This window comes from Paenibacillus sp. FSL H7-0756 (assembly GCF_038006765.1).
Lineage (GTDB): Bacteria > Bacillota > Bacilli > Paenibacillales > Paenibacillaceae > Paenibacillus_AQ.
In genome coordinates this window covers 397,879-410,234 of the sequence record NZ_JBBOVT010000002.1, presented here as the reverse complement: position 1 = coordinate 410,234, position 12,356 = coordinate 397,879, and the positions used below count along the sequence as shown (strand labels likewise).

The following is a 12,356-nucleotide window of genomic DNA, read 5'->3' as shown; positions in this document are numbered from 1 at the left end:
TCTTTGAATACTCTGCGGACGGTACGGCATAAATTCACGGCTGCTTGGAAATAACAACCCTTATATTCTAAACTAACCGGACCCATGGTTGGAGGAGGCATCGTCCTGATGAAACTGGCAATATTCCGCCGCATAGTGCTGTTTATATCCGTCATTGCCCTGGCCCTGTCTGCACCGGCTGCCGAGCTTGTGTCTGTCTCTGCAGCTGCGGCAGATAGTCCTGCGCCAGTGCCTGCACAAGAGATCCGGCCATCGTCCCGGCCACAAGCTTCTATTGAAGACGAACCGGCGGTGCCGGCCGGATCGGCGGCCTCCCAATCTTCTGTCAGACACCCTAAAAAAAGCAAAGGCCTCTCCCTCAGCCAGTTGCTGCGCAAATACCCGGAGACCCTCAAGACCCAGGGGCCCCGCCGCAAGATCATCGCTCTTACCTTCGATGATGTGCCTGATCCGCGCTTCACCCCGCAGCTCCTGGATGTGCTGCGCAAATATAAAGTCAAAGCCACCTTCTTCGTGGTCGGCAGCCGTGCCGAGAAGCACCCTGCCCTGGTAGCACGCATGATCCGCGAAGGCCATGCCATCGGCAACCACTCCTATAATCACCCCCAGTTCAGCAAGCTGAGTATGAATGCGTTCCGCATCCAGATTATCCGGACGGAGAATATTCTGCAGCTGCTGGCCGGATACAAGCCGAAGCTGATCCGTCCGCCGTATGGCGATATCAACGAGCCTCAGCTTAAATGGGCGAAGTCGCATGGCTATAAGCTGGTGAACTGGAACGTTGACTCACTCGACTGGAGAGGACTGTCCAAAACCCAAATCAAGCACAACATCCTCTCCCGGGCCGGCAGAGGGGCTATTATCCTTCAGCACGGGGGCGGCGGCAGAGGCAGTAACCTCCAAGGGACGCTGCAGGCGCTGCCAGAGATCATCGGCATTCTGCGGCAGCGCGGATACAGCTTCGTGACCGTTCCCCAGATGCTCCAGGTCAGCAAGAGCAAATAACCGCTTGATCATTAGTTATCGTGTGCAACATATAAATTCTTATATTTTAAAAAAAGGAAACAAAACCGGCGGAAGCTGCCTGGTTTTGTTTCCTTTTCATGATTACATATTGCGCTTGCTATGGTGCAAAGATTCATTATCGGTTTATTCAATAATATATAAATGTACATACTGATAACCGAAATCGGCTACAAAGCTCTGGCTGCCCGGAATAAAGATATCGATCCGGTTGCCCTTGATCGCACTCCCCATATCCGTCGCTGTCGCTACGAAGGCTTGCTTCGGAAGGCCCGGATGGGTATACCCGGTCACGAGCACCTTCGTTCCCAGCGGAATCACGCTCGGGTCAACGGCGATGGTTCCGAGCTTCAGCGCATTGCCGAAATAATCGACTGCGCCCCATTTGCCATTCTCGCTGGCTGCCGAGGAATAGGCGGAAGCTTTGACCTGCAGCACTTTGGCATAATTAAATTCTTTGCCCCAGGCTTGAACTGTGTTGGTTGCCGGCTGCACACTCAGGGCTTGAACTTCTGCTGCGTCCACAGCTTCTACTGAAGCTGCTGCAGTATTGGCTACTGCCACAGTCTTGGCTTGAACATCACCCGGAATGGTAAATTTCAGCCCGGGATAGATATTTAGCGCTGAAATCTGCGGGTTCGCATTCATAAGCTCATCAACGCTTATGCCATAATGATTGGATAGAGTATAATAGGTAGTAGTATCTCCAGCGATATGTACGCTGTCAGCTTGAACGGGAGCTGCGTGAAGCAAGGTGCCGAGTCCCAGTACGGCCGCCAGGGCGGTGATGGCTCTGATCTTGAGTTTCATGAATTGCCTCCTTCAATGGTGACGCCAGGTTTGTAAACTAACAGTAATGAATATATCACAACTTTGTAACCATTGGCTATGTTTTTGTGGCAATTGGAAATAATTATCCCAAATAAAGCGTTAACACCGATATAAATATTACATATTCTTAATCATTATTAAGGGACCCGGCATAAATATGCCATGTTTCCTGAATATTCGCAAAAATTTTACACAGTTTTAACATTTCTCACGCAAGCAAATAGTAGAATGAAAGAACACGATATCTTAACTAGACATTGAAGCAACCTTGGAGGGTCCATGAACGTGAATACAGATGAGAAAAAAATCAACAATATTAGTCCTGCAACAGCCTATCTTAACCGTGACCTCAGCTGGATCGAGTTCAACCGCCGGGTGCTCGGCGAGGCACAGGACCCTGAGAACCCGCTGATTGAGCGGGCTAAATTCCTGGCCATAGTGTCCAGTAATCTGGATGAGTTCATCAGTGTCCGGGTAGCCGGCATCCAGGATCAGATCCGGGCGGGATATACCAAAAAAGACTTTACCGGCTACACGCCCTCCGGCCTCTATAAACGCCTCAGCAAACGGGTCACCAAAATCGTCGCCGACCAGTACCGCACCTTTAAGGATATTTCACGCAGCCTGCATAAAGAGGGTATTGTGTTCGTTGATTATGAAGACTTAACACCGGCACAGGAGCAGTCGATTGAGGAGTACTACCGTGATATTATTTTTCCTGTGCTGACTCCTATGGCCGTCGACCAGAGCCGTCCGTTCCCGCTGGTCCACAGCCAGTTCATCTATCTGGCTGTCGTGCTGACAAGGAAGAACAGCCAGGAGGAAGAGCCTTACTTCGCCATTCTGCAGATTCCGTCCAATCTGCCGCGATGCATTCCCTTGCCGCACCGCGCGAACAGCAAAAAACGGCAATTCGTATTCATTGAAGATGTAATCCGCCATCATATTCAGACCTTGTTCAGCGGTTATGAACCGGTAGCCGTCAGTGAATTCCGCCTGACCCGCAACTCTGACCTGACGATAGATGAAGAAGGCGCGGAGGACCTGCTGGAGGAGATTGAGAAAGAGCTCCGCAAACGCCGCCGCGGTGTGCCTGCCCGTCTGGAAGTCCAGAAAGGCATCCACCCCTATGCGCTGGAGCAGCTGCAGGCTGAATTCGAGCTGGAGGACTTCGTCTTCGAAATCGAAGGCCCGCTTGATCTCGGCTTCCTGCGCAGCTTCACGAGCAGTCTGAAGGGCTTCAGCTATCTGCTCAATCCGCCTGTCGAGCCGATGTATCCGGCGGAGTTCGATGAGAATGAAGATTTCTTCGAGGTGCTGAGCCAGCGCGATGTGCTGGTCTATCATCCGTACGAATCCTTCGATGCCATGACGGATTTCATTATCCAGGCCTCCGAGGATGAGCAGGTGATGGCGATCAAAATGACGTTGTACCGGGTCAGCGGCAATTCTCCGCTGATCACTGCCCTTGCCAACGCGGCCGAGTCCGGCAAGCAGGTTACGGTGGTCGTGGAGCTGAAGGCCCGCTTCGATGAGGAACGCAACATCGCCTGGGCGCGTAAGCTGGAGCAGTCCGGCTGCCACGTGGTCTACGGTCTCGTTGGCCTCAAGACCCATGCCAAGGTGACGCTGATCGTCCGCCAGGAAGGCTCGGAGCTGCGCCGTTATGTTCATGTAGGAACAGGCAACTACAATGACAGCACGGCCAAGGCCTATACCGACCTTAGCCTGTTCACCGCCAATCATGAGATTGGCCTGGATGCGTCAGAGCTGTTCAATCAGATGACAGGCTACTCTGCCAATTACAACTGGAACTCCTTCATCGTAGCACCGACCAATATGAGTCTGTCGCTCCAGAAGCTGATTCTGCGTGAGGCGGAGCATGCCGCCGCAGGCCGGCCTGCCCGGATTATCGCCAAGATGAACTCCCTGTCGAACCAGGAGGTTATTGACTATCTGTATAGCGCTGCCCAGGCTGGAGTATCTATAGATCTGATCGTCCGGGGAGTCTGCTGTCTGCGTCCGGGAATTGAAGGCCTCAGTGAGCGCATTACGGTCCGCAGCATTGTGGACCGCTTCCTGGAGCATTCACGCATCTATTACTTCGAGAACGGCGGCGATCCCGAGGTCTACCTGTCCAGTGCCGACTGGATGACACGTAACCTGACCCGGCGGATCGAGCTGATGTGTCCGGTGAAGGATAGCAGTATCCGCGATCAGATTGTCAAGATTCTGGAGCTGTCGCTGATGGACAATGTCAAATCCAGCTTCCTTCAGCCCAACGGATATTATGAACGGATCGACGACAAAAAGGCCCCGCTCCGGAGCCAGTTCGCCGCTATGGATGTTACCCGCTGGAAGGGAAGCCGAGCTTTACCTTCACCGACCAAGCATTCCTGAAGGCTTTGAGTGCATTCTCAATGTCCTCCAGGCCGATAAGCACTTGTCCGCCCTGAAGCTCCAGATCCAGCGTATGATTATGCAGACGGGACTTCAGCCCGCTGACAATGCCGATCTCGGTGCTGTCCAGCGCAATGCTTAACTGCACTAATGTACCCAGCTTATGAATCCATTCCTCGTCGGAAGGCAGCAAAATGTCCTTATGCATCAGGGACAGCTTCTGCTTCCGGCTTTTTGTGCTGTAGGAAGCGATGTACGCGCTAAGAATCAGCTGGCGGTGCGTCAGTCCCCGGATGGGTGAATTCATCAGCCAATAGTGGGTGTGCCGCTTAGATTGATAATAATTAATGTTAGAGCCTGTCCGGTGCAGCATAATCGCCACATAGACCAGCATCTCCTGCTCCTCCCGGTTCCCTTCCCGCTCAAAGGCCCCCAGCAGACTCAGCGCCAGCTTGTTGATATGGTCGAGATGCCGCTTGGAGGTACGGATATCGAAGCGGATAATCGTATCCAGACTGTACTCCAGCGCGCTGTCACGCACCGGCTGCTCCGGCTCCAGCAGATCATGCAGCATGCCCTCACGCAGGCCTTCGCCGCTAATCAGCGCCCGGCTGGCACCAATGTAATGATAGACGGTATGGAAAATAATCAGCCCGGACACGATGATATCCGCCCGGCTTTTGGACAGCCCGTCCAGGTCCTTGCGCTTCTCAAACGAAGTAGCAGGCAGAACCTCCATGAACCGTTCGATCGTCTCGTGCTCCAGCGCGTAACCATGAGAATTAGGCAGCGAATAATCGCGGTTCCTCTGATCGAGCTTAGCCAGTGAGCGAAGCGTTCCTCCCAGCCCGTATAGCGGAAGTCCTGTGCCCGTCGATAGCCAGTCATGCTCCACCAGCCTGCCGGTTACGTATAATTGCAGCTTGCGGATCTGATCCGCATTCCAGTTGCCGCCCTGGCTGAACATCTGATTTGTGTTGACCGCACCGAACGGGAACGAGATACTCTGCTGATAACGCCGTCCGCGGAATAAGGTAACCTCGGTACTCCCTCCGCCGATATCAATCACGAAGCCGTCCTGGACGTCAAAAGCATTGATGACTCCAAGGAAGCCGAAATACGCCTCCTGATATCCGGTGACCACTTCAATCGGAATGGACGAAGCCTCGGACAGGTAGCTGATGATCTCCGCAGAGTTCGCAGCATTACGGATGGCGGCGGTGGCGCCTGCGCGGATTTTCTCAACTTCAAAGTCATCACAAATCTCTTTGAACTGCTGAAGAACAGGTATGATCGTATTCATATCCTTCTTCTCCAGCCGGCCTTCCTTCGTAATCTTCTCGCTCAAACGGGCAGAGTACTTACATTCCTTGATGATTTTGTAGCCGCCTGCCTGTGTCGTGTCATAAATTACAAGCCGTATGGAGTTGGAACCAATATCAATAATGCCGATCCGGCAAAGATCATCTCTCATCTGTATGTACTCCTTTTCAAGTAGATTGATCATTTGTATACTATATCAAACATTGTGCACTCCGCCAAAATAAAATAACCCCATACGGTGGGGTTATTAGCCGGCCTACTATAATACCTTGCTGAGAAAATCGCGCGTGCGGGCATGCTTGGGATGACCGAACACCTCTGCCGGTGTCCCTTGCTCCACAATCACGCCGCCGTCCATGAACAGGATACGGTCCCCCACCTCACGGGCGAAGCCCATTTCGTGCGTTACAATCACCATGGTCATGCCGTTCACTGCCAGCTGCTTCATAACCTCCAGCACTTCACCGACCATCTCCGGGTCCAGCGCCGAGGTTGGCTCGTCGAACAGCATGACATGCGGCTGCATAGCCAGCGCCCGGGCGATTGCGATCCGCTGCTTCTGTCCGCCGGAGAGCTGGGCCGGATAAGCATCGCGCTTGTCCTCAAGGCCTACCGTACGCAGCAGCTCCATCGCGAACTTCTCCGCCTCCGCAGCCTGTTGCTTCTTCACCTTAAGCGGGGCGAGCATAATGTTCTGGAGCACAGATTTGTGCGGGAACAGGTTGAACTGCTGGAACACCATCCCCATTTTCTCGCGGGTCACGTTGATGTCATGGCGCTTCGCGGTAATGGATTGACCCTCGAAGCTGATCTCGCCGCCTGTGGGCTGCTCCAGCAGGTTCAGACAGCGCAAAAAGGTGCTTTTGCCCGATCCGCTGGGGCCGATGACAACAACGACCTCGCCCTTGTGAATATTCAGATCAATGCCCTTCAGGATCTCCAGCTTCCCAAAGCTCTTCCGCAGGTTCTTAACCTCGATCATCCGTGTTCAGCCTCCGTTCCAATATACCCAGCAGCTTGGATAGTGTGAATGTCAGTACGAAATACATGATGGCAATAATAACATAGGGTGTTAGCCCCTCATACGTAATCGTTGTAATGGTCTTCGCCTGAAAGAACAGGTCTGCAACCCCGATCATAGACACGATTGAAGATTCTTTGATGATGGTAATAAATTCATTGCCGATGGCTGGCAGCACGTTCTTAATCGCCTGCGGCAGCACGATGTAGCGCAGCGTCATCCCCTGCTTCATTCCGAGGGAACGCGCCGCTTCAACCTGACCGCGGTCTACACCCTGAATCCCCGCGCGGAAAATCTCCGCCAGATAAGCAGAACTGTTGATGGTTAATGTAATCGCACCGGACTGGATCGGCGTAAACTCAAGTCCAAGCTCCGTTAACCCGTAGTGAATCAGAAACAGCTGTACCAGCATAGGCGTCCCGCGTAAGAATTCGACCCATGCGGTGGCGATAAAGCGCAGAATTCTCCATTTGGACATCCGCAGAAGCGACACCAGGATGCCGAGTACGAAACCGAAGAATACCCCCAGTACTGCAAGCAGCAGTGTGTACTGCAGACCGGATAAGAATAAATTACGGTACTCATAAGCCATATCGAATACATTCATTGCCCTCAGACCCTCCTCTTCTCAAAAAAATAGAAAACGGCGGATCACCGCCATTTTCTGCATGGTTGAGCATGATCCCGCAGCCTGCTGCGGGCCTATCTTGATCTCTGCTATCCGCATACGCGGCTTCGCGTATTATTTGCTCTCAGCAAGCTCGCTTGCTGCCGCTACGAATTCATCAATCTTGCCTTCGGAGTTCAGGCGTCCAAGTGTCTTATTCACTTGATCGAGCAGCTCGGTGTTGCCCTTCTTCACGCCAATGACATAACCGTCATCTTCAACCTCCGGCTTGGCATCGGTAATCACGAGGCCCTTGACGTTCTTCACAAAGGACTTGGCTACAGGTCCTTCCATGATGGAAGCATCCACCCGGTTCGACTGCAGCTGCAGGACGATTTCGGAGATTTTGCTGAGGGAGGTCAGCTGTGCGCCTTCAATGCCCTTAGCGATACCCTCCTGGATGGAACCGGTCTGAATTCCGATCTTGGCGCCCTTCAGTGCGTCCATGGTAGCGAATTTGTCCTTATCAGCTTCACGCACTACAACAGCCTGCTCTGCCTTATAGTAGATGTCCGAAAGGCCTACAGCTTCAGCGCGTTCCGGTGTGGGGCTAAGTCCCGAGATAACCATATCGATCCGGCCGCTAGCCAGCTCATTCAGCAAAGAGTCGAACGGAAGATCCTTAATCTCCAGCTCCTGGCCCAGATCAGCGGCAATCTCCTTGGCAATCTCGATATCGAAACCGACAATCGTATCCTTACCTTCAACTATCTTGTGGAATTCATATGGAGGAAAGTCTGCGCTTGTGCCCATAATCAGCTTCTTAGCCGGCGCCTCTGTGCTTGCAGCACCGCCATTTCCGCTTGCTGCGGTATTGTTCTTATCGTTATTGGAGCCGCATCCGGCCAAGAGTCCTGCTGCCAGCAGCAGTCCCATAGAAAGTTTACCCCATTTGTTCATTTGTTCCGTCTCCCCTATTCTGTTTATGTTCTCTCTACTGTTCCGTCTCATTGACCGATTTATTATAAATCACTTCGTATGAATATGCAAAGACAATTTTGTGACAAAAACCTGTTACGGCGACAAAAAAATGCACATCCTATGAAGGTGGTATATAATACTATCTACTATAGATTATCTCCAATTGCCGCATGAATCATTACAGCTTCCACCCAACTTACAGGAGGTGCTACTATGCTGCTTGAAGCGATGTACCATGTTCCCCGTGACAAATGGGCCTATGCCTATGATACTGAAACGATTCATCTGCGTGTGCGCACCAAACGTGATGATGTGGACTATGTAGTCGCCCTTACCGGCGACAAGTACGATTGGCAGCATACTTCTTATGACATTATTATGGAGAAGGCCGCCTCCGATGACAAATTCGACTACTGGGAAGCGGCGGTCCGGCCCAAATATAAGCGGCTTAGCTATACTTTTCGCGTGAGTAAAGGGATGGAGACGGTCTATCTGCTCGACAACGGGATCCGCTCCGAATGCCCGCCGCCGCCGAATCACTTCTACGAATTCCCCTATATCCACGGGATCGACTTGTTCCGGGTTCCTCCCTGGGCGAAGGATGCGGTGTTCTACCAGATCATGACCGAGCGGTTCGCGAATGGCAATCCCCTGATTAATCCGGAAGGCACGCAGCCCTGGGGCGGCAAGCCCGAGCTGAATAATTTCTTCGGCGGCGACCTTCAGGGCGTGCTGGATCATCTGGATGATCTGCAGGAGCTGGGCGTCAATGCCCTCTACTTCACCCCGCTGTTCGTCTCCCCCTCCAACCATAAATATGACATTGTAGATTACCGGAGAGTCGACCCGCATTTCGGCGATAATGAGCTGCTGAAGCAGGTCGTCGAGGAATGCCACAGACGGGGCCTGCGCGTCATGCTTGATGCCGTATTCAACCACTGCAGCGACCAGTTCCCGCCCTTCCAGGATGTTATGGCCAAGGGAGAATATTCGGTTTACCGGGACTGGTTCCATGTGAACTCTTTTCCGGCTGAGATTGTGGACGGCATTCCCACCTATGACACGTTTGGCTTCTACGGCAATATGCCGAAGTTCAACACCGCCAATCATGAAGTAAAATCCTATCTGCTGGAGGTGGCCGAATACTGGATTAAGGAGATCAAGGTGGACGGCTGGCGCCTGGATGTGGCCAACGAGGTGGACCATCACTTCTGGCGCGATTTCCGCAAGGTGGTCAAAGCGGCGAACCCGGATGCTTATATCGTCGGCGAGGTGTGGAGCGATTCCTTAACCTGGCTGCTCGGCGACCAGTTTGATTCGGTGATGAACTATCCCTTCTCGGGGACGGTGCTGGAATTCTTCAACGGCGGGATGGACGGCATCACCTTCGGTCAGCGGATCGGCGGCCTGCTCATGCGTTATCCGCAGCAGACGAATGAGGTGGTCTTCAATCTGCTCGGCAGCCATGACACTCCCCGCTTGCTCACCGTGCTTGGTGAAGACAAACGGAAGCTGAAGCTGACGGTGGTCTTCCTGTTCACCTTCATGGGCACTCCCTGCATCTATTACGGTGATGAGATTGGCCTGACCGGCAACGAGGACCCGGATTGCCGCAAATGTATGGAATGGGATCAGGGCAAGCAGGACCGCGAGCTGTATGACTTTTACCGGATGATGATTAGTTTGCGCAAGGAGCATAAAGCCCTCCGCGAAGGCCGCTTCCGGATTCTTCAGGCCTGCGAGCACGACCCGTGCATCGTCTATGAGCGCGCCGATGAGCTGATCCACTTCACGGTCTGGATGAACAATTCACCGCAGCCCCGCACGCTCAGTCACCCGATGGAGACCAGTGACTGGCTGGATGCACTTACGGGTGAGGCGGTCGTTCCAGAACGCGGGATGATGAACGTGGCGCTTGAGCCGTACGAGTACCGGATTCTGTTCCGGCATATTGTGGAGGTGGAATCAAATGATTGAACGTGAGCAGCGGATTAGACAATATTTCGATTCATGGATTAATAAGGAAAACTCTATATTAAGTACCATCTTCGATCCCAACATTGTATACACCGAAAGCTACGGCCCTCAGTATCGGGGATTTGACACCCTGATGTTGTGGTTCGAGGACTGGAATACGCGTGGTACGGTACTCAACTGGACGATCAAGCAATTCATCCATCAGGGCCATATGACTGTGGTGGAATGGTACTTTAAGTGTGTGTATGATGATGTGACCGATGCGTTTGACGGAGTCTCCTTAATCGAATTTAATCCCGGGAACCAGATCGTGAGTCTAAAAGAATTCCAATCCAAAATCCCCCATTCTTATCCTTATACCTGACTTGAATTTTCTTATTTCTTTAATGCTACTTGTTTAGTTGGAAAAACGCATCTTAATTTAGCCAATTTTCATGGTTAGAGGCAATTAGTTGGATAAACGTCATCTCTTTTCGCTGAATCCCTTAATATGAGGAAGTTTGGGCTAATTAAGTGCCATTTTTCCATTTGCTGCTGAGGATGTGTTTTTCCTTCCGTTAACAAGTGCCTGAAATACACCTATTCCCTCCAGCTAATCGGCACAAATCCCCCTGGTAATTATGGTTCCTCGAATCCGGGGAATCAAGTGCAACAGAAAAAGGCATCCCTTAGTTCATGATGAACTGAGGGGTGCCTTTTCCATCCTGATCCTGCTATTTCCTATTCCGCTGGAGCGGCCGTAATGTTGTTATAAATATCAATATACTGCTGTGCGGATACGTTCCAGCTGTAGTCGCCGGAGAATGCGTTTTTGGCTACTTTTTTCCAGTGCTCGGGCTTGTGGTAGAACGATACGGCGCGGCGGAGCGTGTGCATCATATCATGGGCGTTGTAATCTTTGAAGGTGAAGCCGTTGCCCTCTCCGGTGTATTCGTTGTACGCCTGCACGGTATCATTCAGCCCGCCTGTCTCACGGACCACCGGAATGCTGCCGTAACGCAGTGCGAGGAGCTGGCTGATGCCGCAAGGCTCGAATTTGGACGGCATCAGGAAGATGTCGCTGGCGGCGTAGATTTTGCGCGACAAGGCATCACTGAAGGTAATCTGCGAGGACAGCTTGGTCGGATAACGCCACTGCGCCTCACGGAACCAGCGTTCGTAGACTTCATCCCCCGTCCCCAGCAGCACGAACTGAATGTCATCATAGTACAGCAGCTCATCCAGCACACGGGTCAGCAGATCGAGTCCTTTGGAATCCACCAAACGCGTAACCATAGCTACCATAGGAATGTAAGGAGCGACCGGCAATCCAAGCTCCTGCTGTAGTCCCAGCTTATTCTCGGCCTTCTTGGCCAGGTTGGAGCGGTACTTGGTGAAGATTGCCGTGTCACTGGACGGATTATAGCTCTTGGTATCAATTCCGTTAACAATGCCGCTCAGCGCGTCAGAACGCGAAGTCAGGAGGCCGTCGAGACCATAGCCGTAATACGGGGTCCGAATCTCATCGGCATAGGTCGGGCTAACGGTAGTGACATGATCACTGTAGACAATCCCGCCCTTCATATAATTCACATTCCCGTAATACTCCACGCCCAGGAAATAGCTGTCATCCAGACCCAGCAGCTCACCCAGCACCGTATACGGAAAGACTCCCTGATACAGGAGATTATGTATGGTGAATACCGTACGCATCTCACTGTAGAACGGATTATGCCGGTAGTGCGCCTGCAGCAGCAACGGAACAACCGCAGCATGCCAGTCATGGCAATGGATCACATCCGGCTGGAAGCTAATCGCCGGCAGGCATTCCAGCACCGCCCGGTTGAAGTACGCGAACCGCTCGCCGTCATCCATATAGCCATAAATTCCGTCACGGCCGAAGTAATACTCATTGTCGATGAAATAGACGGGAATCCCTTCAAACACCACCCGTTCGATCCCGCAATACTGATTGCGCCAGCCAATCGGGACCTCCAGCGTAGCGACATGCTCCATCTGTGCGGAATACTTCTCAGGAATTCCTTTGTATTTGGGCAAAATCACCCGCACATCGACGCCGGCCGCCTTGAGGGCCTTGGGCAAAGCGCCGATGACATCGGCCAGCCCGCCTGTTTTGATAAATGGATGGGCTTCCGCTGCGGCAAATAATACTTTCATTCCATCTCCCCCTTATATAGTGGCTTCTTCGGACAA

General features: G+C 52.4%; 10 protein-coding genes. 4 read left to right on the top strand and 6 right to left on the bottom strand.

Annotation, left to right across the window (positions count from 1 at the left end; all coding sequences use genetic code 11):
- Nucleotides 1-108 precede the first annotated feature (108 nt).
- Entirely contained in the window at nucleotides 109-1,005 is an 897-nt protein-coding gene (locus NST04_RS18530) for a polysaccharide deacetylase family protein (protein WP_445667926.1), read from the top strand.
- A 144-nt stretch (nucleotides 1,006-1,149) separates the two neighbouring features.
- Here the strand turns inward: NST04_RS18530 and NST04_RS18525 are convergent, their stop codons facing one another.
- Nucleotides 1,150-1,833, bottom strand: a complete 684-nt coding sequence (locus NST04_RS18525; protein ID WP_036695422.1) for a 3D domain-containing protein — start codon at nucleotides 1,831-1,833, stop codon at nucleotides 1,150-1,152.
- Between the two features lie 300 nt (nucleotides 1,834-2,133).
- Here NST04_RS18525 and ppk1 point away from each other — a divergent pair, with 300 nt between their 5' ends.
- Entirely contained in the window at nucleotides 2,134-4,254 is a 2,121-nt protein-coding gene (ppk1, locus tag NST04_RS18520) for a polyphosphate kinase 1 (protein WP_341185544.1), read from the top strand.
- Here the strand turns inward: ppk1 and NST04_RS18515 are convergent.
- The 4 genes from NST04_RS18515 to NST04_RS18500 all read right to left on the bottom strand — a co-directional run bounded on the left by NST04_RS18515 (nucleotide 4,202) and on the right by NST04_RS18500 (nucleotide 8,165).
- Nucleotides 4,202-5,728, bottom strand: coding sequence for a Ppx/GppA phosphatase family protein (locus NST04_RS18515; protein ID WP_341185543.1), 1,527 nt, complete (start codon nucleotides 5,726-5,728; stop codon nucleotides 4,202-4,204). The two genes, ppk1 and NST04_RS18515, sit on opposite strands and share 53 nt — an antisense overlap.
- Before the next feature lie 108 nt (nucleotides 5,729-5,836).
- On the bottom strand, nucleotides 5,837-6,559 hold the full coding sequence (locus NST04_RS18510; RefSeq protein ID WP_341185542.1) for an amino acid ABC transporter ATP-binding protein: 723 nt from the start codon (nucleotides 6,557-6,559) through the stop codon (nucleotides 5,837-5,839).
- Nucleotides 6,546-7,205, bottom strand: coding sequence for an amino acid ABC transporter permease (locus tag NST04_RS18505; protein WP_339314715.1), 660 nt, complete (start codon nucleotides 7,203-7,205; stop codon nucleotides 6,546-6,548). The genes NST04_RS18510 and NST04_RS18505 overlap by 14 nt, the downstream gene beginning before the upstream one ends.
- Before the next feature lie 135 nt (nucleotides 7,206-7,340).
- Nucleotides 7,341-8,165 carry a transporter substrate-binding domain-containing protein gene (locus NST04_RS18500; RefSeq protein WP_341185541.1) on the bottom strand — a complete coding sequence of 275 codons (825 nt, stop codon included), beginning with the start codon at nucleotides 8,163-8,165 and terminating at the stop codon, nucleotides 7,341-7,343.
- Between the two features lie 234 nt (nucleotides 8,166-8,399).
- On the opposite strand from NST04_RS18500, the gene NST04_RS18495 reads away from it, so the two are divergent.
- Together NST04_RS18495 and NST04_RS18490 are read left to right on the top strand one after the other, a co-directional pair.
- Nucleotides 8,400-10,163 carry an alpha-glycosidase gene (locus tag NST04_RS18495; protein WP_341185540.1) on the top strand — a complete coding sequence of 588 codons (1,764 nt, stop codon included), beginning with the start codon at nucleotides 8,400-8,402 and terminating at the stop codon, nucleotides 10,161-10,163.
- Complete coding sequence (locus NST04_RS18490; protein WP_341185539.1) at nucleotides 10,156-10,527, top strand: nuclear transport factor 2 family protein; 372 nt, start codon at nucleotides 10,156-10,158, stop codon at nucleotides 10,525-10,527. The genes NST04_RS18495 and NST04_RS18490 overlap by 8 nt, the downstream gene beginning before the upstream one ends.
- A 356-nt stretch (nucleotides 10,528-10,883) precedes the next feature.
- Here NST04_RS18490 and glgA read toward each other — a convergent pair whose 3' ends face one another.
- Nucleotides 10,884-12,320 carry a glycogen synthase GlgA gene (gene glgA, locus NST04_RS18485; RefSeq protein ID WP_341185538.1) on the bottom strand — a complete coding sequence of 479 codons (1,437 nt, stop codon included), beginning with the start codon at nucleotides 12,318-12,320 and terminating at the stop codon, nucleotides 10,884-10,886.
- Between the last annotated feature and the right edge of the window lie 36 nt (nucleotides 12,321-12,356).

What these genes read in the sequence shown, in the direction of transcription:
- NST04_RS18515 (WP_341185543.1), bottom strand. Translation starts at nt 5,728, where the DNA reads ATGAGAGATGATCTTTGCCGGATCGGCATTATTGATATTGGTTCCAAC.
- NST04_RS18530 (WP_445667926.1), top strand. Translation starts at nt 109, where the DNA reads ATGAAACTGGCAATATTCCGCCGCATAGTGCTGTTTATATCCGTCATT.
- NST04_RS18505 (WP_339314715.1), bottom strand. Translation starts at nt 7,205, where the DNA reads ATGAATGTATTCGATATGGCTTATGAGTACCGTAATTTATTCTTATCC.
- NST04_RS18510 (WP_341185542.1), bottom strand. Translation starts at nt 6,559, where the DNA reads ATGATCGAGGTTAAGAACCTGCGGAAGAGCTTTGGGAAGCTGGAGATC.
- NST04_RS18500 (WP_341185541.1), bottom strand. Translation starts at nt 8,165, where the DNA reads ATGAACAAATGGGGTAAACTTTCTATGGGACTGCTGCTGGCAGCAGGA.
- ppk1 (WP_341185544.1), top strand. Translation starts at nt 2,134, where the DNA reads ATGAACGTGAATACAGATGAGAAAAAAATCAACAATATTAGTCCTGCA.
- NST04_RS18495 (WP_341185540.1), top strand. Translation starts at nt 8,400, where the DNA reads ATGCTGCTTGAAGCGATGTACCATGTTCCCCGTGACAAATGGGCCTAT.
- NST04_RS18490 (WP_341185539.1), top strand. Translation starts at nt 10,156, where the DNA reads ATGATTGAACGTGAGCAGCGGATTAGACAATATTTCGATTCATGGATT.
- glgA (WP_341185538.1), bottom strand. Translation starts at nt 12,320, where the DNA reads ATGAAAGTATTATTTGCCGCAGCGGAAGCCCATCCATTTATCAAAACA.
- NST04_RS18525 (WP_036695422.1), bottom strand. Translation starts at nt 1,833, where the DNA reads ATGAAACTCAAGATCAGAGCCATCACCGCCCTGGCGGCCGTACTGGGA.